Source organism: Halomicrobium katesii DSM 19301 (assembly GCF_000379085.1).
GTDB lineage: Archaea > Halobacteriota > Halobacteria > Halobacteriales > Haloarculaceae > Halomicrobium > Halomicrobium katesii.
The window spans coordinates 1-21,207 of the sequence record NZ_KB905379.1; the positions used below are offsets into that span (position 1 = coordinate 1).

At 64.3% G+C, this 21,207-nt stretch carries 27 protein-coding genes and 2 pseudogenes; 17 read left to right on the forward strand and 12 right to left on the reverse strand.

Translation table 11 applies throughout. From position 1 onward, the window contains the following. Nucleotides 1-56 precede the first annotated feature (56 nt). Entirely contained in the window at nt 57-488 is a 432-nt protein-coding gene (locus tag HALKA_RS0115480; protein WP_026190353.1) for a transposase, read from the forward strand. 121 nt (nt 489-609) lie between these two features. Beyond that, the gene (locus HALKA_RS0115485) at nt 610-1,383 is read left to right on the forward strand and encodes a fumarylacetoacetate hydrolase family protein (protein ID WP_018258853.1); all 774 of its coding nucleotides are present in this window, start codon (nt 610-612) and stop codon (nt 1,381-1,383) included. A 40-nt stretch (nt 1,384-1,423) separates the two neighbouring features. Here HALKA_RS0115485 and HALKA_RS0115490 read toward each other — a convergent pair whose 3' ends face one another. Then, complete coding sequence (locus tag HALKA_RS0115490; protein ID WP_018258854.1) at nt 1,424-1,996, reverse strand: DUF7509 family protein; 573 nt, start codon at nt 1,994-1,996, stop codon at nt 1,424-1,426. A gap of 94 nt (nt 1,997-2,090) precedes the next feature. On the opposite strand from HALKA_RS0115490, the gene HALKA_RS0115495 reads away from it, so the two are divergent. After that, nucleotides 2,091-2,480, forward strand: a complete 390-nt coding sequence (locus tag HALKA_RS0115495; protein WP_018258855.1) for an ArsR/SmtB family transcription factor — start codon at nt 2,091-2,093, stop codon at nt 2,478-2,480. 18 nt (nt 2,481-2,498) lie between these two features. Here the strand turns inward: HALKA_RS0115495 and HALKA_RS22010 are convergent. Continuing rightward, nucleotides 2,499-2,660, reverse strand: a pseudogene (locus HALKA_RS22010) (RNA-guided endonuclease TnpB family protein); the annotation flags it as partial. Then, the gene (locus tag HALKA_RS21120) at nt 2,590-2,742 is read right to left on the reverse strand and encodes a hypothetical protein (RefSeq protein WP_018258856.1); all 153 of its coding nucleotides are present in this window, start codon (nt 2,740-2,742) and stop codon (nt 2,590-2,592) included. The gene HALKA_RS21120 and the pseudogene HALKA_RS22010, both read right to left, overlap by 71 nt. Before the next feature lie 195 nt (nt 2,743-2,937). Here HALKA_RS21120 and HALKA_RS0115505 point away from each other — a divergent pair, with 195 nt between their 5' ends. After that, nucleotides 2,938-4,572: a GMC family oxidoreductase gene (locus HALKA_RS0115505; RefSeq protein WP_018258857.1), complete on the forward strand. Its 1,635-nt coding sequence runs from the start codon at nt 2,938-2,940 to the stop codon at nt 4,570-4,572. On the opposite strand, the gene HALKA_RS0115510 is transcribed toward HALKA_RS0115505, so the two are convergent. Both HALKA_RS0115510 and HALKA_RS0115515 read right to left on the reverse strand, forming a co-directional pair. Further along, nucleotides 4,573-5,022: a hypothetical protein gene (locus tag HALKA_RS0115510; RefSeq protein WP_018258858.1), complete on the reverse strand. Its 450-nt coding sequence runs from the start codon at nt 5,020-5,022 to the stop codon at nt 4,573-4,575. Between the two features lie 40 nt (nt 5,023-5,062). Next, on the reverse strand, nt 5,063-5,749 hold the full coding sequence (locus HALKA_RS0115515; RefSeq protein WP_015763330.1) for a chemotaxis protein CheC: 687 nt from the start codon (nt 5,747-5,749) through the stop codon (nt 5,063-5,065). 118 nt (nt 5,750-5,867) lie between these two features. On the opposite strand from HALKA_RS0115515, the gene hisC reads away from it, so the two are divergent. The 4 genes from hisC to HALKA_RS20505 all read left to right on the forward strand — a co-directional run bounded on the left by hisC (nt 5,868) and on the right by HALKA_RS20505 (nt 8,760). Beyond that, nucleotides 5,868-6,938 carry a histidinol-phosphate transaminase gene (gene hisC, locus HALKA_RS0115520; RefSeq protein WP_018258859.1) on the forward strand — a complete coding sequence of 357 codons (1,071 nt, stop codon included), beginning with the start codon at nt 5,868-5,870 and terminating at the stop codon, nt 6,936-6,938. Then, a complete protein-coding gene (locus HALKA_RS0115525; RefSeq protein ID WP_018258860.1) occupies nt 6,938-7,444 on the forward strand; it encodes an adenylate kinase family protein in 507 nt (168 codons plus the stop codon). Before hisC ends, HALKA_RS0115525 begins: the two co-directional genes overlap by 1 nt. Then, entirely contained in the window at nt 7,441-8,049 is a 609-nt protein-coding gene (locus HALKA_RS0115530) for a CDP-alcohol phosphatidyltransferase family protein (protein WP_018258861.1), read from the forward strand. Before HALKA_RS0115525 ends, HALKA_RS0115530 begins: the two co-directional genes overlap by 4 nt. 189 nt (nt 8,050-8,238) lie before the next feature. Next, nucleotides 8,239-8,760: a multiprotein bridging factor aMBF1 gene (locus HALKA_RS20505; protein ID WP_080505847.1), complete on the forward strand. Its 522-nt coding sequence runs from the start codon at nt 8,239-8,241 to the stop codon at nt 8,758-8,760. Here HALKA_RS20505 and HALKA_RS0115545 read toward each other — a convergent pair. Beyond that, a complete protein-coding gene (locus HALKA_RS0115545; protein ID WP_018258864.1) occupies nt 8,757-9,317 on the reverse strand; it encodes a response regulator in 561 nt (186 codons plus the stop codon). The genes HALKA_RS20505 and HALKA_RS0115545 overlap by 4 nt on opposite strands. Before the next feature lie 109 nt (nt 9,318-9,426). Here HALKA_RS0115545 and tpiA point away from each other — a divergent pair, with 109 nt between their 5' ends. Further along, on the forward strand, nt 9,427-10,074 hold the full coding sequence (gene tpiA, locus HALKA_RS0115550) for a triose-phosphate isomerase (RefSeq protein WP_018258865.1): 648 nt from the start codon (nt 9,427-9,429) through the stop codon (nt 10,072-10,074). A gap of 26 nt (nt 10,075-10,100) precedes the next feature. Here tpiA and HALKA_RS0115555 read toward each other — a convergent pair whose 3' ends face one another. Together HALKA_RS0115555 and dinB are read right to left on the reverse strand one after the other, a co-directional pair. Next, nucleotides 10,101-12,056 carry a helicase HerA domain-containing protein gene (locus HALKA_RS0115555; RefSeq protein WP_018258866.1) on the reverse strand — a complete coding sequence of 652 codons (1,956 nt, stop codon included), beginning with the start codon at nt 12,054-12,056 and terminating at the stop codon, nt 10,101-10,103. Nucleotides 12,057-12,130: 74 nt separating this feature from the next. Further along, complete coding sequence (dinB, locus tag HALKA_RS0115560; protein WP_018258867.1) at nt 12,131-13,468, reverse strand: DNA polymerase IV; 1,338 nt, start codon at nt 13,466-13,468, stop codon at nt 12,131-12,133. A gap of 315 nt (nt 13,469-13,783) precedes the next feature. Between dinB and HALKA_RS0115565 the strand changes: the two genes are divergently transcribed. The 5 genes and pseudogenes from HALKA_RS0115565 (at nt 13,784) to HALKA_RS0115585 (ending at nt 16,651) form a co-directional block, all read left to right on the forward strand. Continuing rightward, nucleotides 13,784-14,029 (forward strand): ribbon-helix-helix domain-containing protein, encoded by a 246-nt coding sequence (locus HALKA_RS0115565; protein ID WP_018258868.1) that lies wholly within the window; start codon nt 13,784-13,786, stop codon nt 14,027-14,029. A gap of 56 nt (nt 14,030-14,085) precedes the next feature. Beyond that, nucleotides 14,086-14,535 (forward strand): hypothetical protein, encoded by a 450-nt coding sequence (locus HALKA_RS0115570; RefSeq protein WP_018258869.1) that lies wholly within the window; start codon nt 14,086-14,088, stop codon nt 14,533-14,535. 21 nt (nt 14,536-14,556) lie between these two features. Next, nucleotides 14,557-14,841 (forward strand): annotated as a pseudogene (locus tag HALKA_RS19715) (redoxin domain-containing protein); the annotation flags it as partial. A 114-nt stretch (nt 14,842-14,955) separates the two neighbouring features. After that, nucleotides 14,956-15,207 (forward strand): HalOD1 output domain-containing protein, encoded by a 252-nt coding sequence (locus HALKA_RS0115580; protein ID WP_018258871.1) that lies wholly within the window; start codon nt 14,956-14,958, stop codon nt 15,205-15,207. A gap of 121 nt (nt 15,208-15,328) precedes the next feature. Beyond that, nucleotides 15,329-16,651, forward strand: a complete 1,323-nt coding sequence (locus HALKA_RS0115585; protein ID WP_018258872.1) for a metallophosphoesterase — start codon at nt 15,329-15,331, stop codon at nt 16,649-16,651. Nucleotides 16,652-16,738: 87 nt separating this feature from the next. On the opposite strand, the gene HALKA_RS0115590 is transcribed toward HALKA_RS0115585, so the two are convergent. From HALKA_RS0115590 to HALKA_RS0115605, 4 genes are all read right to left on the reverse strand, one after another. Next, nucleotides 16,739-17,035, reverse strand: coding sequence for a type II toxin-antitoxin system RelE family toxin (locus tag HALKA_RS0115590; protein WP_018258873.1), 297 nt, complete (start codon nt 17,033-17,035; stop codon nt 16,739-16,741). Further along, nucleotides 17,025-17,222 carry a hypothetical protein gene (locus tag HALKA_RS0115595; RefSeq protein ID WP_015763315.1) on the reverse strand — a complete coding sequence of 66 codons (198 nt, stop codon included), beginning with the start codon at nt 17,220-17,222 and terminating at the stop codon, nt 17,025-17,027. The genes HALKA_RS0115590 and HALKA_RS0115595 overlap by 11 nt, the downstream gene beginning before the upstream one ends. 617 nt (nt 17,223-17,839) lie before the next feature. Then, nucleotides 17,840-18,880 carry a tyrosine-type recombinase/integrase gene (locus HALKA_RS0115600; RefSeq protein ID WP_018258874.1) on the reverse strand — a complete coding sequence of 347 codons (1,041 nt, stop codon included), beginning with the start codon at nt 18,878-18,880 and terminating at the stop codon, nt 17,840-17,842. Continuing rightward, nucleotides 18,877-19,308, reverse strand: a complete 432-nt coding sequence (locus HALKA_RS0115605) for a hypothetical protein (RefSeq protein WP_018258875.1) — start codon at nt 19,306-19,308, stop codon at nt 18,877-18,879. Before HALKA_RS0115605 ends, HALKA_RS0115600 begins: the two co-directional genes overlap by 4 nt. Before the next feature lie 200 nt (nt 19,309-19,508). Between HALKA_RS0115605 and HALKA_RS20510 the strand changes: the two genes are divergently transcribed. The 3 genes from HALKA_RS20510 (at nt 19,509) to HALKA_RS0115620 (ending at nt 21,191) form a co-directional block, all read left to right on the forward strand. After that, on the forward strand, nt 19,509-19,832 hold the full coding sequence (locus HALKA_RS20510) for a winged helix-turn-helix domain-containing protein (protein WP_026190354.1): 324 nt from the start codon (nt 19,509-19,511) through the stop codon (nt 19,830-19,832). A 116-nt stretch (nt 19,833-19,948) separates the two neighbouring features. Beyond that, on the forward strand, nt 19,949-20,140 hold the full coding sequence (locus tag HALKA_RS0115615) for a hypothetical protein (protein WP_245545426.1): 192 nt from the start codon (nt 19,949-19,951) through the stop codon (nt 20,138-20,140). A 43-nt stretch (nt 20,141-20,183) separates the two neighbouring features. Then, nucleotides 20,184-21,191 carry a DUF7961 domain-containing protein gene (locus HALKA_RS0115620; RefSeq protein ID WP_018258878.1) on the forward strand — a complete coding sequence of 336 codons (1,008 nt, stop codon included), beginning with the start codon at nt 20,184-20,186 and terminating at the stop codon, nt 21,189-21,191. The last annotated feature ends 16 nt before the right edge of the window (nt 21,192-21,207 follow it).

The following is a 21,207-nucleotide window of genomic DNA, read 5'->3' on the forward strand; positions in this document are numbered from 1 at the left end:
ACCCAATCGGCTCAAATCCAACGATAGAGACATCGAACTCTTGGGATAAGGTGACCGTGCTCGGCGCTGTCACCGACGACGGTGACAGCTTCTATTGTTGGACTGAGGAGAATCTCACATCAAAACAAGGGATCTGGTTGCTCGGTGCACTCCAAGAGCGGTTCGGTGAGGAGTTAGTGGTGTTTCTCGACCGTGCTGGATACTTTTACAACAGAGATCTCTGGGAACACGTTAGCGGTGAACGCGCGACCGAAACTGTCGGAGACAGTTCGGTCGCGTGCGTGCGCGGGGANNAGGAAACCGACCTCGATATCTGGTACTTCCCACCAAAATTACCGGAGCTCAATCCAGTCGAAGGATGCTGGGATCGTCTCAACGAGTGGTTCAAGCATCGACTCATCCCAGATCTTTCGACGCTAAAACAGCAAATCCAGCGAGGCCTTCCAACTGTTGATGAACCGAATATCTGGAAGTATCTCTGTCGTTAATTACCAGTAAAAACTAATGCACGACCGTATGACGAAGATGCCCTAGGCGGCCGTCGTACCGCACGACGCCCCTCGAATGCCCGTGTAAACGCTTATCAGTACCGGCCGTGTTGCCGGCCGTATGAAGCGTGTTCGATTTCGCGACTCTGCGGGGAACGTCCGTGGTGGACGGTGGACCGTCGAAGACGGTGAGCCGGTCGTCACGGCGGCGGCTGGCCCGTACGGCCGCATCGCCTTCGGCGACGAGTCCTACGCCCCGGAGGAAGTCGACGTACTCCCGCCCTGCGAGCCCACGAAGATCGTCTGTGTGGGTCGCAACTACGCGGAGCACGCCGACGAGATGGACAACGACGTGCCGGATCGGCCGCTCCTCTTTCTGAAACCGCCCAACACCGTCGCGAGACACGACAAGACGGTGACGCTGCTGGCGGACAAAGACCGGATCGACTACGAGGCAGAGCTGGGCGTGGTCATCGGCGAGCAGTGCAAGAACGTCAGCCAGCGCAACGCCGAGGACGTGATCGCGGGCTACACCTGCGTCAACGACCTCTCGAACCGCGACGACCAGAACAGAGAGCAAAACTGGGTTCGCGGGAAGGCCTTCGACAACGCGTGTCCGATCGGCCCCCTCGTCGCGACGCCGGAACACGTCCCCGACGACGCGACGATCGAGACGCGCGTCAACGGCGAGACCAAGCAGTCCTCCTCGATCGAACACCTCATCTTCTCCATTCCGGAGCTCATCGAGGAGATCACGGCCTACATGACGCTGGAACCCGGCGACGTGATCGCGACCGGGACACCGGAGGGTGTCGGTCCGCTGGCCGACGGCGACAGCGTCGAGATCGAGATCGAAGGCGTCGGGACGCTCAAACACAGCGTCCGGATTCCCTGATACGGACGGGTGTAGTTGCGTATGACTGGACCGACCAGATTTATTCGTCCAGATCAGGGAGATCGCCAGTGTACTCTGCGTTCATCACCTGTGCGACGAAGTACCGGAGCCGATCGAACAGTTCGTCTTCGGTCTCGTAGGTGAGGATCGTCGCGTCCCAGCGACGTGCTAGACCATCGATCATCGCACTGCGAACACCTGTTTCGTGAACAAATACCACCCGCTCACGCTGTTGCTCGTCGAGAGCCTCCATCACTGATCCCACCTCGATCCCGACGCCGAGGTTCTTTCCGACCAGTGGTGCGACGAAGACGACTGCGTTGCTTGCTCGTGCGAACTCGATCGTCTGTGTCGCCGCGTCCATCTCGTCGAGTGGTATCTCCGCGTCGATAGCGAGGAAAGCGTTGACGCCAACCGCTTCCCGAAGCCTGTCACGTGTCCGTTCGAGCAGCGCTTGCACGTCCTCCTCGTCGTACTCGCCGCCGACGTCCTCATCCCACTCCAGAAAGGGGTTCGCGTCGTCGACTCCGAACGCTTTGTACGGCCCCATCACGTACACCAGAAAGCGTCGGTATCGAACGGGCGAGAGGGTATCCAGCAGCCGATTGCGCATAGGTCTGTGTGTCCGCCAGCACATATAAAAACAGCTGTTTTCAGTAGATACTGACTCAGTAACGACTATGTACTGTCGTGCCGTACAAACGGGTATGGCGGACGCGACCAACGACACTGGCGGGGCCGAGCCTCCGGAGCCGTTGCTCCCCGACGACAGCGTGCTCGACCTGTCGGAGTACCTGGCGATGCAGCGTGCCATCGGTAACGAGACTCGGTTTCAGGTCCTCCGGACGCTGGCGCGCAACGGCGACCTGAGCGCGAGCCAGCTCGCTGAGGTCCTCGACATCGAGACGAACACGCTCCACTACCATCTCGACACGCTCGTCGACGTGGGGCTCGTCCGGAACCGAAAGCGATCCGCGCCCGACCGTGACGGTCTCTACTCCTACTACCGCGTAAGTTCGCTCGGTGAGGCGATGCTGGACCACGGCGTCGAAGCACTCCTGGATCGCGAGTGGGCGTTCGCGGACCGCTACGCGTAAGCAACTACAACCGTCCGTATGAAGCATCATCTCGAACCGGCCTGTCTCTTTCCGACCGACTTCCGGTACGTTCTCACGAGCGTAGCGGCTTCCACACTGCTGGAGTGAGCTACGACGCTTCACATACTCTCGTCGCCAGTGGTCGAACTCGTGACCGCTCCAGAACACGCCCGTCGTCGTACAGTTCGGGCCGAACGAGGTCAGTGTGATCGACCAGCAAGTCGAAGTCGTAGATCACAGGCGCGTTGTCGAGTTCGTACATCTCCTGTGCGTGGTTCGAGGCGGCGTAGACGATCTGTTCGACACCAGCGTCGCGGGCCGCCCAGAAGACGTTCGCCGTGCAACCGTTGCACTCGCGCCGGTGAGCAACACGTCCATACCATGGTCTCGGGCCCGACTCTCAAACTGGTTGGCCCGGATGACAACCCATAAGTTTAGGATTGCCTAATTCTCTCGCGTGCAGTCGCGCACGCCGTCACCCAGACAGGACGTGTGCGTCGTCGGCGCGGGGCCGGCCGGCGCGCTCGTGGCTCATCGGCTCGCCAGCGCCGGCCACGACGTGGTCGTACTGGAAGCCGGGCCGCGGTTCGACTTCGACGCGCGGCCCGAGCAGATGGAGCGAGCGATCCGGCCGGCCCACGACGACCTGTCGATCTGGGAGATGGGCGGCGAGCGCGACGAGTACTCGACGGGCGGCGAGCAGTTCTACCCGCTGAACGCCAACCGCGTCAAGGGCGTCGGCGGATCGACGCTGCACTGGCAGGGGATGGTCCCGCGGCTCCATCCGACAGACTTCGCCGGTGACCACCCGAACGACGATCCGGCCTGGCCGATCGACTACGAGGAGCTGCGACCCTACTACGCCGAGGCGGAGTCGGCGCTGGGCGTCGCGGGGGCGTCGGACAACCCCTTCGGACCGCCACGGCGAACGCCGTTCCCCATGTCGGCGTTCGAGCCGTCGTACAGCGACTCGCTGTTTGCACCCGCCTGCGAGCGGCTCGGTATCACGACCCACAGCGTGCCCAACGCCCGCAACAGCGAGCCCTACGACGACAGATCGACCTGCGTCGGCTACGGGACCTGTCAGCCGGTCTGTCCCTCCGGCGCGAAGTACAGCGCCGACACCCACGTCCAGAAGGCCGAGCGCGCGGGTGCCCGAGTCGTCGACCGCGCGCCGGTTCAGCGACTGGAGAGCGGCGACGATTCCCGTCGGATCGACGCCGCGGTGTACGCGACGCCGGACGGGACCGAACACCGCCAGCGGGCTCGCCAGTTCGTGCTGGCGGCCGGCGGGATCGAGATTCCGCGGCTCCTCTTGCTGTCTCGCTCGCCCGACCATCCCGACGGACTGGCGAACAGTTCGGGCGCGGTCGGCCGGTACTTCATAGAGCACCTCTTTGCCGGGGCCGGCGGGACGATCGACGAGCCGACCCGCCAGAACCACGTCGGCTTCCTCACCAGCGAGAGCCACCAGTTCTACGACGAGCCCGGACAGGCGGTCACCAGAGACGACGAGACCGTGGTGCCGGCTGCCGACGGCCCGCTGTCGCCGATCAAACTGGAGTTTCTCAACTACGCCGGCCCGTCGCCCGTCGAGATGGCGCTGGACGCCGAGACGTGGGGCGACGACCTGCTCGACGACCTCCGGGCGGGCTACGGGAACCACGTCGCGATGGGGGGGCTCGTCGGCCAGCCCCCGCGGGCCGAGAACCGGATCACGCTCGACCCGTCGACGACCGACGACCACGGCAATCCGGTCCCGGAGATCCACTGGTCGTGGGGCGAGCGCGTGCTCCGAACGATCGAGCGGGCGAACCGCATCCAACACGCGGTCCTCTCGGAGCTCGGCGTCGACATCGGCTGGACTGCGGGGCCGGACTCGACCGGTCCCGCCGCCCACCACATGGGGACGACGCGGATGGGGACCGACCCGGCAGCGAGCGTCGTCGACCCCGACCTCCGGACCCACGACCTGGACAACTGCTGGATCGCGTCGTCGAGCGTGTTCCCGACTGCGGGCTCGATGAACCCGACGCTGACGATCGCGGCGCTGGCGCTTCGGTGTGGCGACGCACTCGACGAGCGGCTGTGATCAGATCCCGAGGATGATGCCCGCGTCGAGCAACAGGAGGACGGCGACGACCGTCGCCCCCAGGAAGAACGGTCGGGCGTTGCGCGCCGGCTCTCTGAGTTTCTGCTGGTCGAACCCGTCCGTGAGCTTGCTCGACCCGACCTCGACGAGGCCGGCCAGCACGAACCAGAGGACCAGCATCGCGATGACGAGGTAGCCACGGAACGTCCCAGTGAGCCCGCTGGCTCCGTACTGAGTCGCCGCGAGGTGGCCGCCAGTGAGAAAGAGCAAGAGGGCGCTCGTCCGCGAGATGAGCTTCAGCTTCCCGATCATCGCCGACAGCGGCGCGGGCGATCCCTCGCCGTCCATCGCGGTCGGCAGGACGGCGATTGCGACGAACACGACACTCCCCGTCCACAGCGCGGCGAACGTCATGTGGACGGCGTAGATACCAGCCAGTAGCTCGCTCATGGATTGCCGTCGGGACTCGACCGTAATCAAACAGTGGGGATCACTCGCCGAAGTCGACCGGGTCCTCGGCCGTCATGTCGAGCTCTTCGACCTCGTGGGCCTTCGACCGCGTCGGCTCGCTCGTCGACCGGTCGAGCTCCAGCTGATCGATCACGTGGACGAACGAGCCCGGATCCGGGACGAGGAAGATCCGGAGCTTGAACGCCACGTCGGAGTCGGCGATGTCGACGATCGAGTCCAGTACGATCGACATCGAGTCGCGCCTGACGTGGGTCAGCGCGTCGTCGGCGATCGCCGTCGCCTGATCGCGCTCCAGCTGTGGCGTGGCGAAGTCGATCGTCGTCTCCAGCGTGTTCGCGATGCCGTCGATAAAGCCCGACGTGAGGACGTTACACATCTCCGACAGCGCGCTCTCGTGGAGCTGGTTGAAGCCGTCTTCCGTCGACGTGTTCGTGAGCAGGCTGGCGACCTCGGCCGCCGTCGCCGGGGAGAATGTCATCAGGAAGACGCCGTAGGGCGGCTCGGTGAGCCTGACGCGCGCCCCGTAAATCTCGCCGTCACCCATCTCGGCGGGGATGTCGGACGGTTCGACGAACGAGAGGCTCTTGATCTCGACGGTCGCTTCGACGCCGGCCAGCGTCTCCAGCGAGGCCGTCACGTTCTCGGCCCCGCTCTTTATCAGCTGGTTGATGATCGACAGCTTCCGAACGTCGATGAGTAACGGCATCGATTCACAGGAGCGGTGCCCGTATCATATTGTTTTCCCCCGCGCTATCAACTGCTGTAATCGCGCCACACCGCCCACAGTGAGCACGCTTAAGCCCTCCCGTCCGCTTGCATCGACCATGCAACCACGGGACCTCTCGGCCCACGGCGTCTACCGTGCCGGACGAGGGATCGAAGAGGTCGCCCGGGAACTCGACGTGGACCCGGACGACCTCGTGAAGCTCGCGTCGAACGAGAACATGTACGGTCCGAGCCCGGCCGCCGTCGAAGCGATCCAGTCGTCGGCCGAACAGATGCACTCGTACCCGAAAGCCTCCCACGCGGACCTCGTCGATCGCCTCGCCGACCGCTGGGGGCTCGCCCCGGAACAGGTCTGGCTGGGCAACGGCGGCGACGGCGTCCTCGACTACTTCGCCCGCGCGATGCTGGAGCCCGGCGACGCGGTCCTCGTCCCCGCGCCGGGGTTTGCCTACTACCCGATGAGCGCGCGGTTCCACCACGGCACGATCCGGGAGTACACCCTCTCGAAGGCCGACGACTTCGAGCAGACGGCCGAGACAGTCCTCGAGGCCTACGACGGCGAGCGGATCGTCTATCTCACCAGCCCCCACAATCCGACCGGGACGGAGATCGGCAACGACGACGTGGTCGAGATCGCAGACCGGACCGACGAGGAGACGCTCGTCCTCGTCGACGAGGCCTACGGCGAGTTCACCGACGCGACCAGCGCGCGCACACTCGTCGACGAGCGCGACGACGTGGCCGTCCTGCGGACCTTCTCGAAGGCGTACGGACTCGCCGGCGTTCGTCTCGGCTACGGCTTTGTCCCGGCGAAGTGGGCCGACGCCTACGCGCGCATCAACACGCCGTTTGCGGCCGGCGAACTGGCCTGTCGGGCCGGACGGGCCGCACTTGACGACGACGAACACGTCGAGAAGACCGTCGAGACCGCCCGCTGGGCCCGCGAGTACTACCACGAGCACCTCGACGCACCGACCTGGGAGAGCGGGGGGAACTTCGTGCTCGCGGAGGTGGGCGACGCCGAGGCCGTCGCCGACGCGGCCCAGCGCGACGGCGTCATCGTCCGGGACTGTGGCAGCTTCGGCCTGCCCGAGTGCGTTCGGATCACCTGTGGCACGCGCGAGGACACGAGGACGGCCGTCGAGGTCGTCAACGGGGTGCTCGACTGATGCGCGTCGCGGTCACCGGGACGCCGGGCACCGGGAAGACGACGGCGACCGAGCGACTGGCGACCGACCTCGACGTGATCCACCTCAACGACGCCATCAAGCGCGAGGGGCTGGACGACGGCGTCGACGACGAGCGCGACAGCGTCGTGGCCGATTTCGAAGCGATCGAGTCGTGGCTCGACGGCCGCGACGACGCCCTCGTCGAGTCACACCTCGCACACCACTTCGACGCGGATCGCGTGATCGTGTTGCGGGCGCATCCGGCGACGATCGAGGAGCGCCTCGCCGACCGGGGCGAGAGCGACGCCTCGATCGCCGAGAACGCGGAGAGCGAGGCGCTCGACGTGATCCTCACCGAAGCCGTCGAATCCCACGGCACCGACTCCGTCTACGAGATCGACACGACGGACCGATCGAGAGCGGCGGTCGCCGAAGAGATCGCGGCCGTCGTCGACGGTGAACGAGAGCCGAGCGCCGGCACCGTCTCGTTCGTCGAGTGGCTATGACGCTGGATCAGTTCCGCCCGCTGGCCGACCGGGCGCTTGGCCCCTTCGTGACGGTCGCAAAACGGCTGGGCGTGAGCCCCAACGGCGTCAGCGTCGTCGCGTTCGCCCTCGCGGCCGCTGCCGGCGGTGCGTTCTTCCTGGCGGGGACTCGACCCCGACTGTACGCCGTCGGTGCCGTGCTGGTGTTCGCCAACGGCTGGCTCGACCTCGTCGACGGCGCGCTGGCCCGAGAGCTGTCTGTCGCCTCCTCCGGCGGTGATCTGCTGGATCACGTGCTCGACCGATACGCCGACATCGTCATGCTGGTCGGCCTCGCGGCCGGAATCGGTCGGTACGACCTCGGACTGGCGGCCGTCACCGGCGTCCTGATGACCTCCTACCTCGGCACACAGGCACAGGCGGTCGACCTCGACCGGGTGTACGGCGGCCTGCTCGGTCGCGCGGACCGGCTGGCGCTGATCGGCGTCGTGGGCGCGGTCGCGGCCGTCCTCGCTCGGCCCGTCCAGGGGCTCACCGTCGTCGGCTGGCTGCTGGTCGTCTTCGCGGTCGTGGGCCACCTGACGGCGCTCCAGCGGTTCTACTACGCGATGCGGGCGCTGGACTGATACGGAAAGTTGTCGGTCTTTACCAGATCGACCGCACGCCGTCGTGCGGTCGACTGGGTAAACGCCTACAACCGTCCGTATGATACGGACGGTCCGTCTCGACGGGGACAGTCGCTCGGGACTGGCGGGCACGGGGAGCCGTGGCCCGGTGCCACACCATTTATGCCTCGCCACATCGAAGCCGTGCGTATGGTTCAGTGTGAGATGTGCGGGAAGGACGTCGCTTCACCGAATCGAGTGAAGATCGAGGGTGCCGAGCTCGACGTCTGCGACGAATGTACCGACTTCGGGACCGAGGTCACGACGGAGGACAGTTCCTCGACCTCGACGAAGTACTCGACGAGCAGTTCTTCGTCTGGCAGCTCCGGGAGCAGCTCCGGCAGTTCCAGCAGCTCCAGTGACCGTCCCCGACACGACATGTTCGACGAGATGGACGAGCTGGCACAGGACTACGACCAGCGGATCCGCGAGGCGCGCGAGGAACGCGGCCTCACCCAGGAGGAGCTGGCCGGCGAGCTCAACCTGAAGGCGAGTCTGATCCGCAAGCTCGAACACGGCGACACGCTACCCAGCGACGACGTCCAGACGACGCTCGAACGCGAGCTCGACATCTCGCTGAGTGCCGGCGGTACCGACGCCGACGAGGAGTGGAGCGGCGGCTCGTCGAGTGGCGAGTACACGCTGGGCGACGTGGTCAAGCGGAAGGACTAGAGTCGGAGGTCGCGCTCCTCGACGTCGAGGTCGTCTGCGATCGTCTCGACCGTCGCTTCGAGTTCTCTGATCTCGGCTTCGAGCTGCTGGAACCGGTCGCTGGCTTCGAGTTCGTGCGGTGGCTTCTCGACCTGGAGGACGTTGCGCTTGAGCTTCTTTCCGGTGAGCTCCGTGAGCTGATCGTTGTACTCCGAGATCTTGAACAGTCGATCGACGACCTCCCGGATCTCGTCCCGGCCGACGGGCTTGACGAGGTAGTCGTCGACGCCGAGCTCGATGATGTCGAAGTCGGGGTCGACGGCAGTCACCATCGCGACCCGACAGTCCAGTGGGTGGTCCTCGATGGCGGCGAGCACCTCGTTGCCCGAGCAGACCGGCATCCGGCGGTCCAGCAGCACCACGTCGATAGCCTCGTGGAGCCGGTCGATAGCCGCCTCGCCGCTGTAGGCCGTCAGGACCGTATACGAGTCGTCGATGTACTCCACGTAGAGATCCGCCAGCTGGGGCTCGTCTTCCACGACCAACACCGTCGGTTCGTCTGGCACCAGATCACTCACACTCGTAGCAGTGGGTACCCGCTTGTTCGTATTAACGATACTGGGACCGGCGAGCGCGAGCCGAGGTCGTCACGCAACGCATATGATCCCGGCGTCCGGTGGGCTCTGTATGTTCGTTCTGGTGAACCTCAAAGCGTACCCGTGTGATCCGATCGAAGTCGCGACCGCCGCCGCCGACGTGAGCGACGAGACCGGCGTTCGCGTCGCCGTCGCGCCCCAGGCGGCCCACCTCGACGCCGTCGCCGAGACCGGTGTCGAGACGTGGGCCCAGCACGTCAGTCCCGTCGAGCACGGCAGCCACACCGGCTCCACGCTCGCGGAGGCCGCGGCCGACGCCGGTGCGACCGGGACGCTGTTGAACCACTCCGAGAACCGACTGAAGCTGGCCGACATCGACGGCTCGCTGGACGCCGCCGAGCGCGCGGACCTGGAGACGATCGTCTGTGCCAACAACCCCGAACAGATCGCCGCCGCGGCGGCGCTGGGACCGGACGCCGTCGCCGTCGAGCCGCCCGCCCTGATCGGGACCGGGACGCCGGTCAGCAAGGCCGACCCGGAGATCGTCACGGACGCGGTCTCGGCCGCGGCGTCGGTCGACGAGAGCGTCGAGGTGCTCTGTGGCGCTGGCATCTCGACCGGCGAAGACGTGGTGTCGGCCGGCGAACTCGGCGCGAGCGGCGTCCTGCTCGCGAGCGGCGTCGCGAAGGCCGACGATCCGCGGGCCGCGCTGGAAGACCTGGTCGCACCGCTGGAGTAGCGCCGTCACCGCGAGGAGGCGAGCGATTACGCCGACCCGATCGTGCTTCGAAGCTCCGTGACGGCGTCGACGACCGCGGTCGCCGACGGCTCGCCGGGAGCGCGCTCTCGAACGAGCGCTTTCAGCCGCGGCGCGTACCGCCCGCGGCCGACGTGTTCGACGAACCCGGCGAGCCGAAGCCCGCGGTTGTGCGCGTAGGCGCTCGTCCGGTCGCCGCTCCCGCCGGCAGAGAAGTGCGCGTTCAGCGGCGTATCCGCGCCCTGCTCGACGTAGTACTGCAGCATCCGCCTGGTCTTCTCGTCCATCTCTTCGAGTTCGGTTCGCAGGTCGACCACGAACCGCGGCTGTGAGTGGGGCCCCTCGTCGGCCGGGGACCCTCGCTGGTCGTCCGCGTCGCCGGACTCGTCTCCGTCGGCTGTCGCGTCCGCGAACGCGACTTCGGCACCGCCGTCGGCGTTCCCCGAGGTCGCCGGTTCGAAGTCGAGGTCGAGCCCGTCTGGTTCGTCGCCAGCGTCGTCGGTCGCTCCCTCGCCAGCTGCCGTCTCGTCAGTGTCGCCCGCCGGCTCGCCGCCGGAGATGGCGGGGCCACCGTCGGCAAACGAGCCGAAAGCGTCACCGAACCCGCCGCCAGAGGTCCCGTCGGGGGCAGGTTCGTCCGTGTTCGGAGGCACAGAGCCGTCCTCCGGCGTGTCGGCGGGCCCGTCCGAGCGGCCGTCGGATTCGTCAGCGGCGTCCACTGGTTCGTCCGCGGTCGATGCGGGTTCGGATCCGTCGGACGGCTCCCCGTCCGGGCCGTCCGATCCCGCGGACCGGTCGTCGGTCGATTCGGCCACGCTCGATTCGTCGTCGGCCTCGTCACCGTCGTCGAGAGCGCCCCGGAGCTGCGCCTGTCGGGTCCGCTCTTTCTCTTTTTGGGTGCGGCCGGGATTGTACCCCTCGACGTGGTCCAGCAGTGCCTCGGTGAACTGCTCGGCCATGCGGGTCATGTCGCGGGCGTCCTGGAGTTCCCTCTCCAGCTCTGCGATCCGGGAGTTCTTCTTGTCTAACTCCTCTCGGAGTTCTTTGATCCGACCCTGGGTCTGTTCTTTCTCCTCGCTGATGGTCTCCAGCTCGCCGACGAGGTCGTCGCTGACGGACTTCAGCTCGGGGCGTTCGAAGTCGTCCAGTCCCGGCGTCGCGCCCGCGTCGAAGGTCTGCTTGCGGTGGAACTGGACCCGTCGGATGGTCTCGGCCCAGTCGGTCATCAGGAACGCTTCGCCGTCGTCCAGGTCCTCGACGGCGTCGGCGTACTCCGAGTCGATGATCCGACCGACGACTTTGGTGTCGTTGTTCCAGGTCAGCCGGTGCCAGACCAGCCAGTCACACTGCGTGATGTAGTCTTTCTTCACGTCGGCCGGCCGCTGGGAGATGCCCACCATTCCGAGGCCGTGCTTGCGCCCGCGCTTGCCGATCTTGATGAGCATCTGCCCGACCTCGTTGACCGATCCCTGCTCCGGAATCCACTCGTGGCACTCCTCGACGAGCATGAGGAACGGCTGTTTCTGCTTTTTTGCCTTGGCAAAGAGGTGTCGAGCGACTTCGGTGAGGAGGTCCTCGGCCTCCTCCTGATCGAGGAACGACGAGATGTCGAGGATGATCGGAACGTTCTGTTCGAGCGCGAGCGAGGCGATCTTCTCGGCGTGTTCGACGGTGACCTGGATGTCACACTCCTCGTCGCCGCCGACGTGGAGGATCTCGTACTCCTCTTTGAGGCCGTAGTACTCCCCGTCGATGTCGACGATCAGCAGGCCGAAGCCGTTGTCCAGCAGCTTCTCGGCGATGACCGACGCCGTGTTGGACTTTCCGGAGCCGGACTTGCCCGTGACGAACCCCCGGCCGGTGAGGAGTTCGACGACCGGGAGATCGACGGAGTGGCCCGGTTCGTCAGTTCCGCCGACACCGGCGCTGGTCGTCGCGACAGTGATGTGTTCCGTCTCGGCCATGGTTCAGTTGTCCACTACCAGTTTCCACCGCCTCATAACTCTCCGTCAGACGCCCGTCACGCGGTCCCGAGGATTCACTTGCAGAAGTCGTCGATCGTCGTCTGTCCGTCCACGGGCGGCGTCGCGGCGTCGTCCGAGGCGTCGCCCTCCGCCCACGCGGCCCCGGTGAGTGTCACCTGGCCGTCCGGTGCCGGCTCCGAGGTCCCGTCGTCGTTCACTTCGTCCGCACCTGGCCCGGTCGTCGCGGTGTCGTCGTTCGCGCCCTCGAAGCCGCCGAGGCTGGCCTGCTCACCGGCGGTAAACGAGAGGTTCGAGACGCGGACGCCGACCTTCCTGACGCGCTGGCCCTCGAACTCGTCCAGCAGGTCCAGCGCGACGGATTCGACCAGCTCCGGTTCGTCGACCGGTCCCGGAAGCGAGCGAGCGCGGGTGTTGACGTCGAACGGGGGCGTGACCACCTTGATGCCGATCGTCTGATACAGCGCGTCCTTGCTCGTGGCCCGATCCGCGACCGACGCCGCGAGCGAGCGCACCCTGTCGCCCAGCTCCGCGCGGTCGTCCGTCGCCTCGGTGAAGGCCGATTCGCGCGAGAGACTTTTTGGCCGCCCGCGTGGCGTCACCTCCCGGTCGTCCTCGCCACGCGCGTAGCTGTAGATTTCCAGCCCGCGCTCACCGAAGCGCTCTTCGAGCACGTCCGGGTCCGCGCTCGCGAGATCACCGGCCGTCTCGATCCCGAGGTCGTCCAGTTCCTCGGCCGTGACCGGTCCGACGCCGTGAACGTCCTCGACCGGGAGGTCGGCGAAGAAGTCCCGAACGTCACCGGGTTCGACCACGACGAGCCCGTCGGGCTTGTCGCGGTCGCTCGCGACCTTGGCGGCGCTCATCGTCGGGGCGACGCCGACACTCGCCGGGACGCCGACGGTCGATCGGATCTCGTCTTTCAGTCGCGCCGCCCACTGCTCGACGGTGTTCCAGTCCGTTTCGTCCGTCACGTCCAGATACGCCTCGTCGATACTCACCTCTCTGACGACCGGCGCGCAGTCGTGGAGGATCGCCCGGACCCGCCCGCTGACCGACTCGTAGTACTCCATGTCGACCGGGCGGTAGAAGCCGGCGTCCGCGACATCCAGAGCCGGATCGTCGACGGCGTCGACCTTTCGAGGGAGCCGTTCGAGCGCCGCCGAGATCGCCATCGCGCTGTCGACGCCGTACTCGCGGGCCTCGTAGCTGGCCGTCGCGACCGCACCGTGTGTCTCTCCGGGCTCGAATCCCATGCCGACGACGACGGGGTCGCCCTCCAGAGGGGGCTCGCGGCGGCGCTCACAGGCCGCGTAGAAGCAGTCCATGTCGACGTGGGCGACGATACGGTCGCCGTCGTCTACCGACGTTCCCGGCAACCGGGCCCCGTCCATAGCGGTGGCTACGTGAGCCCGAGCCCTTAACGTTCGCGCAAAAAAGCGAAACGGTGCGAGACAGGGGGGTCTTCCTGCCGGTGATGAGGGCAACCGTGGACTCCGGCGGTGTGCGTTCGTGGTGGGACCGGAGCCACGGTCGCCGCGGTCGTCGTTGTGGTGCAGTGCCACGACCAGTTTGCGTCGACGGTGGTTCCCGCCGGTTGCTCCCTGGCGCTACTGCCATGTTAACACTGCACACACTTCAACGTTCGTGTCGACAGAGCCCTTACGGGGAGCGTAACGTTGACGGTGGTACCTCACAGAGGGGTGAACATGGCCAAGACAAGCGTCGACCTCCCCGACCGGATCGTCTCCGAGATCGACCGGCTCGTCGAGTCCGGCGAGTACCTCAACCGCGAGCAGGCCTACGAGGAGCTGCTGACGATGGGCCTCTCCGCGTACGGACCCGCCGAAGAAGAGACCGAAGAACCAGGTGAGAACCTCTTCGACCAGAACATGAACGACCAGACCGACCCCGCAGCCCGCGACGAGGGCAGCGGCGACGACTTCACGTTCTAACTGCGTCCGAACTCTCGTGACGGAACGACCTTCCCGCTCGATCGCGTACTGCCAGTATGGACGACCGTGAGCAGTCAGTCGAGGCCGTCGTAGACTACTGTCGCACACAGGCGCGGCTCCTCTCCGGACAGTCGGAGCGCCTCTCTGCGGAGATCGACGACCTCCTCGACGAGATCGACACGGAGGCCGCTGCCGTCCGCGACCGACTCGCGTCCGGTCGGGAACAGGCAGACAGTCCCGACCAGCCGGCCGGTCCCGGCGAGGCCGTCGACGAGACGACCGTGGCGGAACTGGAGGCCAAGCAGTCGACGGTCGCCGACAAGCAGGAGCGCCTCGACGAGATCGGCACACTCGCAGCAGCGTACGTCCACCTCGCATCGTCACTCCAGGCAGAGAGCGACGCGACCGAGGCGATCAGACGAGTGCTGGAACTGGAGGCCGACGCCGACGCGCCCGCCTTCTTCGAGGAACGCGAGACGCTGCTGGAGACCGCGACCGACCAGTGACGACGAGGGGCCGCTACGATCGGCGCGACGCTGCTGGGTGTCAGCGCCGACTCGCCGTTCTCGCAAGGGGCCTTTCGGGAAGAGCACGGCATCGAGTTCGACCTCGTCAGCGACATGAGCGGCGAGGCAATCCGCGCCTACGACCCGGAGATGGACATCGAAGAGCTCGGCCTCCACGGTATCGCCAATCGCGCGGTGTTCGTGATCGGCGACGATGGGACCGTCAGCTACGGCTGGGTCGCCGACGATCCCACCAACGAACCCGACTACGACGACGTGCTGGCCGCCGTCGAAGCGGCCGCCTGATCAGCTGGCTGCGCGTACATCTCCCCGTTCTGGCAACCAAGAAGAAATGATGGCTGCACTATCAGAATGAACGTCACTTTTTACGCTCTGCCGTGTACTCCTACGACGAGAACAATGCTACAGACGGACGGCGAGCCGCTGACACCGAGCGATCGGATCATCGAGACTGTCGCACACACGCGGGACGTGCCCCGAACCGACCTCCCACCGCTCTACGACGCGCTCGATCCGGAAGCGATCGACGACTTCGTGACCACTGCCGAGGAGGGCAGCCAACTCCAGTTCGAGTACTTCGGTACCAGCGTCAGCGTCTCCGTTCGGGAATCCGGTGTCGGCATCGACGTGACCAGGACGGATCGACACTGACATCGTCGGCTGTCACCGCTCCGAGACGACCCATCTCGGCGTGACGTACGACAGCCGAGCGGCCGGCGGTCACACTCACCGAGAGCAACGCCTTTTGCGGTGGCCCCGACACCATAGTGCAATGGTCGGCGACGACGACCGCGTCTACTACGTGATCAGCGACCTCCACATCGGCGGCGACGAGCAACTGGAGGAGATCGACTTTCTCGACGAACTGCTCGCCTTCCTGCAACGGCTGGAACGGACCGACGAGAACGCCGCGCTGGTCATCAACGGCGACGCGTTCGGTCTCTGGGAGTTCACCACCGTCGAGGGGATGGCGAAGTTCGACGTGCTCGAATCGACCTACCCGGAGCTGTTCGCGCAACTGCGCGCGACCGGCGAACAGATCCCCATCACGCTCGTCCCCGGCAACCACGACCACGAGCTCGCCGCCTACGACGCCTACGTCGATCGCTTCGCCGAGTACAACGTCGACCTCGTCCAGTCACAATCTGTCACGCGCCCGGTCGGCGACCACGCGATCCACTTCGAGCACGGCCACCAGCAGGATCCGAACAACCACATCGACAACTGGGGCGACCCACACGTGACGCCGCTTGGCTACTACTACAACACGCTCGTGACGAGCCGGGCCGGCCAGCTCTCGAACCGGGGGAAGTACAACTGGCTCAAGGACGTTCAGGCGGTCACGCCCACGGAGCGCGTGCCGGTCTGGATGCTCTCGAAGTACTTCTACCGCGAGATGAATCCGGTACTGCGGTACGCACTGATCCCGTTCCTGTTGCTGTTCAACGTCAGCGCCGTCCTGGCCGTCCTGGCCGGCCTGGACCTCCTGGACATCTGGTCGCTCCCCGTCGACGCCACGACCGCGTTCCTCGGCCAGTTCGGTCCCATCGGGACCGCAGTGTGGTTCTTGCTCGCGATCAACACCGCCGTCGCCGGTGTCCTAGTGCTCGTCGCGATCCCACTGTCTCTGCTACGGCGCGACATCAGAAAGACCATCGACCGCTTTGGCGTCTTCGAGACGGGCCTGACCGTCGACGCAGAGGCACCCTATGCCGCGGCCGCCCGAACCGTCTTTGACGAGCAGCCGGCGACGACCATCTTCTGTTACGGCCACACCCACCGCCCCTCAGTCCAGAGTGTCGACGGCGGCCTCGTCGTCAACACCGGTACGTGGCTCAAACGCCTCCACCGCCGAGACGGCGTCATCGGCCTGCTCCCGCCGGTGTTCTACCCCTCCTATCAGCTCTGTGCGGTCAGAATCGCCCCCACCGGGGACGGCGTCGCCGTCGAGTACGAACAGATCGAGAAGCCGACGCCGAGTCCCGAAGAACTGACCCTCACCGAACGACTGCTGACGCTCGGTCGGACGCCTGACGTGGAACTGCCCGACCGAACGGTCGTCGCTGGCGACGACGCGGAGCCAAGCGCGGAGTGAACGGATCGTCACAACGACAGCGACAAATCGGTCGACACTGATCCAGAACCGCGACTTCCAGAGACACACCGACCGCTTTCGACGGTATCAGTCGAATCCGTAGCGCTTGTGGGCCTCGTCGATGTCGAGCACTTCGATCACCCGGACCTCTCGCTCGTCTTCGAGTACCTCGTAGAAGGCTGTATGCGTTCGGCCGATGTGGAGTCGATAGAGTTCCTCCCCGTCGACGGTGAGTGTCTTCCTGTCGCCACGACCGGCCTCGGGCCGCGGATAGGGCTCTTCGGCCAGCTTTCGAAGGTTGTCTTTGACGATACGCTTGCTCTTGTCGTCTAAGGCGGCGACGTACTCACGGGCGTCTTCCGCGAGCAGGATCTCATAGCTCATCGAGCGGCGTCAGTTCCTCGCTGTCGGCTTCGCGAACCTCGCGGGTTCGCTCGGCGAGTTGTCGCCGCTGATGTTCTTGAATCAACTCGTCGAGTAGCTCGTCGTACGTTTCGCCAGCCTGCTTGAGTTCGTTCAGTTCTTGCCATCGTTCTTCTGTGACCGGAATTCGTTTGTTTGCTTGAGCCATAGTGTCACACGTTCCACGCGTCTTTCACTCTCGCTTCGGTGAGAGTGACGAAACGAGTCTAAACGTGTGCCCCCAACACACGTTATCGCCGACGCTTCGTGTGCAATCCTTACAACGCTTACAGCATAAGTCCTTTGGACAGACACTCCACGATTCACACTCGAGAACACAGTTCGTCGCGCCCTCATGCCCGTTCTGTTCGGCGCGATCCGGATTGGGACGAGACTTTTTCGGAGGCTGTCGAGCGGCACGTCGGCGGCACGTCGCTGCTGGAGATCGCTGGCATCCTCTCGGACGAGGAAGCTGACGCCGGAGATTGCGCGTCTCGCCGGCCAGATCAACGGAACGCTGAAGCGCGAGGGGCAGACGGTCTCGGCCGGTGAGGAGGACCGAGCGCGTCGAGGGATTTCGGTGTCTGCACCACAACCAACGTTGTTTCTCGGAATGCTACACCATCAGGAAGTCAATTTCACCATCCAAGGCGAGAGTAACGACTGGAGAGTGCCGAGTGAAAAGCGGCGAAAAGACCCGCTTTACTTTTATACGGTATGGGGTCGGAGGGGCTAGCGCCTCCCGGATTTTCGCAGGTAGCGGCCGTTAGCGCGGGCGATCTGTGTTCACTCATTATTGGAAATTGAGAGGTCTCCGAGGAACTGTCGACGACGCTCTTCGAGCTTTTCCTCACCGGTCGCCACGTCGTAGTGCCGGCGGATCACAGCGGGCGAAGAGTTCACTCGCTCGGCTACATCCTCGATTGGCATTCCACAGTTGAGTTGCCACGTGATCGAACCCGTTCGAATCTGATGGGGAGATCTCGACGACGGACACTGGCTTGAGTAGGTCCGCTTCCGGTACCTGCACTTCTCCCGATCGCGACTGTGGGGACACGACTGGTAGAGACACGGCTGGGTTCCGAGATAGCACCACGCCCGGATCGTCGTGTCGGAGGGACGCCCTTGGCGAGCTGCGAACAGTGGCCGGCGGCCGTGATCGTCACGCTTGTCGACGCGCTCGCGAGCGATGTACGCATCCAGCACGTCGACGACCTCCGGCGGGATCGCAACGGGACGCTCACCGTCGTTCCCGTTTTTGAGTCGAGTACCGGTCTGCGGTCGATTGACGAACCGGAGGATACCCTTCTCTGAATCGTAGTCGTCAAGATCGAGAGCTTTCACGCCGCTCATCCGGCATCCAGTGAACCAGATGACTTCCAGGACCGCGTGGCGCGGCGTGGCATTCATCGCCATCGAATCTCGATAGAACGAGAGAAGTGTCGTCGCTTCGTCCGGTGCGAGTTTGACCTCGCTTCGCTCGTCCTCGGCGGAGAGCGTCGGGATCGGTACCTTGTCTTCGAGACCATCCCCGACGGCCTCGATTCGTCCGAGGTACCCGATCAGTTGCTTCACCGCCATCATCTTGCCTTTCACCGTCACGGGTGCGTCGTCGGTGAGGGACCGGCGGTACTCGTCGAGGAGCCAGCCGGACAGCTCGCCGACCTCTTCGATCTGCTCTTCTTCGCACCACTCGACGAACCGAGAGAGACGATTGAAGTAGCTCCGAACGGTCGCCTCGGTCGAGTCGATCCGGCACTCGTCGAGGAACCGCTCACGAGCATCTCGGGGGGAGAGTTCTGACGGAGAGGAAGGACCACCGCTCACTGTGGACCCTCCTGGAGGAGTTGGCGAGCTGCTTCGTGCGCGTCGAGATCGTTCGTTCCGTCGGCGCGTGGGTAGCCGTCACTGTCACGACCCATCGCGCGAAGAATCTCTTTCGTCGACGGGGCGGGCCCGTCGATCGACAGCTCTCGACGAGTGGCTTCCGCATCGGCGACTGCTTCGGCCGCCTCGAGCGCGTCGGCGGGATAGCGAACGGCGACCTCGGAGACGCCGAGCATCCGGTCGCAGTTCGGACAGGGGTTCCGCCGCTGGTGAGAGATCGCGCCCGCGTGGGTGTGGCACCGCTTCGAGAACTCACAGTTCGGACAGCGGACGCGGTACTCCGTCGTCGAGCGAGCGTCGGGTTTTTTATCTGGCGAGTCGACTATCTTCGTGCGGGGAGTACTCCCCGTGCTGGTTCCGTACGACATGGATTACGGCCGGAGCCACCTTCTGGGCCGTGTACCAGCACGGCCCAGCTCTCAACGGGCGAGAGCCATCAGTCGGTGGCCCGCAACTACCCAGTTACGTTCTCCCTGCATAAATGTAACGAACAGATCTATCAACAACTTCCAGATTTTAAGCTCTGTTTAAAATCTATTAGGTACTTGGGGACGAGAGTGTGAAACAGATGCGTAGATCTGGTTCGTGGCAAAGTGTCTGGGACGACCGTATCTTGGAGTGGATACGGGAGAACGACGGCGCAGGAACACCGAAGAAGCTCAAAGAGAGCGGACTGATTAGAGTCTCGCAGGCACACATCTCCCGACGGTGTGGAACGTTAGCTGAAAACGGACTCCTTCGAGAGATCGGGAACGGTGCCTACGTGATCACCGAAGAGGGGAAAGCCTACCTCGACGAGGAATATGACGCCGAGAAGGGTGTCTACATCGACAGTGATTACGATCCCGCTGAACCGTCCTCTCCAGCTGAACCAGAGACGAACGACGTGTAAGTTGTCCTTCAGCAATGACGATCCGAAAGACCGCCCGATGGCAACAGTGTATCGACGATCGGATACTCGAACACCTGCGTGACGAGAATCATTCGACTGCTACCCAGATGTCCATCATGGACGGGATTCACGCGACAGAGAATCAGATACAGGAGCGGTGTCGCGTACTGGCCGACGCCGATCTCGTCTATTTCCTCACCGACCGGCAGGATATGGTGGGGCTGACGACGATGGGTGAGCAGTACCTCAACGGCGAAGTAGACGTTGAACTCTATCCACGACCTCGACACCCGAATTCGTGGGAGTGAGTCAGTAGTAATTTTCATATCGATTGGTTGAGCAGCGGTTATCGTGTATCAATTCACACCCGACGAGATCGACCAACGTCGCGCCCATCACCAAGCGGTGAAACAGGACGCTGACGATATCGATGTGAAACGAATCGGGAATCTCGGAGAAATCGCGTTCGAGCAGTTCTGCCGCGAGTACCTGCCAGCCGAGATGTGGGAGTGGGAGAACGAAGACGCACTTCGACGGTGTAACCCTGAAAGCTTCTCCGGGCACGACTTCGAGATCTTTGGCTACGAGGTCGACGTGAAGACCTCTCGCGACGTGTCGGCCTTCCTCCCGCAGTCGCTCATCGAGAACGATCCTGACGACGATATTGTAGTGATGGTCTGGCACCGCGACAACGAGGATAGCCTAATGCTCATCGGCTGGGAGCACGTCGACACGCTGAAGTCGAAGGTCCAAACCGAAGAACAGTTCTCCGGCGAGTCGCCCGCAAAGCTCGAACACCTCGCAGTGCGACCGATGAACGATCTGCAGGACCTCGGGCCGAACACGGCGAACATGAACCAGACGCCGGAGAATCCATATCAACCGGGCGATCGCGTCGAGAAGGCGAGCGACAAAGATACGTCGGTTGCAGCCGTCGTTGAGGTCCTACCGCCAGAGACACAGGTCGAGCTGTACGGGCAGGAACTCGACGGTGAAGCGGTCAGGGTCGCGTTCCCGAGTTCGCTCGACGAGGGTCCGGGCGACTGGCGGGAGATCGACGACGCACTATTGTCTTCGTATTGTAACGATCAGGATATTCAGCTCTACACCTACAAGCACGAGAATCTGCAGTACGCGGAGAATCCGTACACCGTTGGCGACTACGTGATCAAGCCGAGCCACGACGACCCGGACACTGCGATCGTCGTCGGGGTAGATGGTGATGAAGTCGAAGTAACCTTCGAGAGTCAGTTGTCAGGGGAGATCGAACCGGCAAATCTCAAATCACATTGTGAGGGAGAAGGAATTTCGACTTACAGCTATTCAATAGATGTAATTGAATTTTTTGACGGGCACTGATAACCACCATGTCTTA

Bases quoted from the DNA above. Each gene is read 5' to 3' on its own strand.
- HALKA_RS0115485 (WP_018258853.1), top strand. From the start codon at position 610: ATGAAGCGTGTTCGATTTCGCGACTCTGCGGGGAACGTCCGTGGTGGA.
- HALKA_RS0115490 (WP_018258854.1), bottom strand. From the start codon at position 1,996: ATGCGCAATCGGCTGCTGGATACCCTCTCGCCCGTTCGATACCGACGC.
- HALKA_RS0115495 (WP_018258855.1), top strand. From the start codon at position 2,091: ATGGCGGACGCGACCAACGACACTGGCGGGGCCGAGCCTCCGGAGCCG.
- HALKA_RS21120 (WP_018258856.1), bottom strand. From the start codon at position 2,742: ATGTACGAACTCGACAACGCGCCTGTGATCTACGACTTCGACTTGCTG.
- HALKA_RS0115510 (WP_018258858.1), bottom strand. From the start codon at position 5,022: ATGAGCGAGCTACTGGCTGGTATCTACGCCGTCCACATGACGTTCGCC.
- HALKA_RS0115515 (WP_015763330.1), bottom strand. From the start codon at position 5,749: ATGCCGTTACTCATCGACGTTCGGAAGCTGTCGATCATCAACCAGCTG.
- hisC (WP_018258859.1), top strand. From the start codon at position 5,868: ATGCAACCACGGGACCTCTCGGCCCACGGCGTCTACCGTGCCGGACGA.
- HALKA_RS0115525 (WP_018258860.1), top strand. From the start codon at position 6,938: ATGCGCGTCGCGGTCACCGGGACGCCGGGCACCGGGAAGACGACGGCG.
- HALKA_RS0115530 (WP_018258861.1), top strand. From the start codon at position 7,441: ATGACGCTGGATCAGTTCCGCCCGCTGGCCGACCGGGCGCTTGGCCCC.
- HALKA_RS20505 (WP_080505847.1), top strand. From the start codon at position 8,239: ATGGTTCAGTGTGAGATGTGCGGGAAGGACGTCGCTTCACCGAATCGA.
- tpiA (WP_018258865.1), top strand. From the start codon at position 9,427: ATGTTCGTTCTGGTGAACCTCAAAGCGTACCCGTGTGATCCGATCGAA.
- HALKA_RS0115555 (WP_018258866.1), bottom strand. From the start codon at position 12,056: ATGGCCGAGACGGAACACATCACTGTCGCGACGACCAGCGCCGGTGTC.
- dinB (WP_018258867.1), bottom strand. From the start codon at position 13,468: ATGGACGGGGCCCGGTTGCCGGGAACGTCGGTAGACGACGGCGACCGT.
- HALKA_RS0115565 (WP_018258868.1), top strand. From the start codon at position 13,784: ATGGCCAAGACAAGCGTCGACCTCCCCGACCGGATCGTCTCCGAGATC.
- HALKA_RS0115570 (WP_018258869.1), top strand. From the start codon at position 14,086: ATGGACGACCGTGAGCAGTCAGTCGAGGCCGTCGTAGACTACTGTCGC.
- HALKA_RS0115580 (WP_018258871.1), top strand. From the start codon at position 14,956: ATGCTACAGACGGACGGCGAGCCGCTGACACCGAGCGATCGGATCATC.
- HALKA_RS0115585 (WP_018258872.1), top strand. From the start codon at position 15,329: ATGGTCGGCGACGACGACCGCGTCTACTACGTGATCAGCGACCTCCAC.
- HALKA_RS0115590 (WP_018258873.1), bottom strand. From the start codon at position 17,035: ATGAGCTATGAGATCCTGCTCGCGGAAGACGCCCGTGAGTACGTCGCC.
- HALKA_RS0115595 (WP_015763315.1), bottom strand. From the start codon at position 17,222: ATGGCTCAAGCAAACAAACGAATTCCGGTCACAGAAGAACGATGGCAA.
- HALKA_RS0115605 (WP_018258875.1), bottom strand. From the start codon at position 19,308: ATGTCGTACGGAACCAGCACGGGGAGTACTCCCCGCACGAAGATAGTC.
- HALKA_RS20510 (WP_026190354.1), top strand. From the start codon at position 19,509: ATGCGTAGATCTGGTTCGTGGCAAAGTGTCTGGGACGACCGTATCTTG.
- HALKA_RS0115615 (WP_245545426.1), top strand. From the start codon at position 19,949: ATGGACGGGATTCACGCGACAGAGAATCAGATACAGGAGCGGTGTCGC.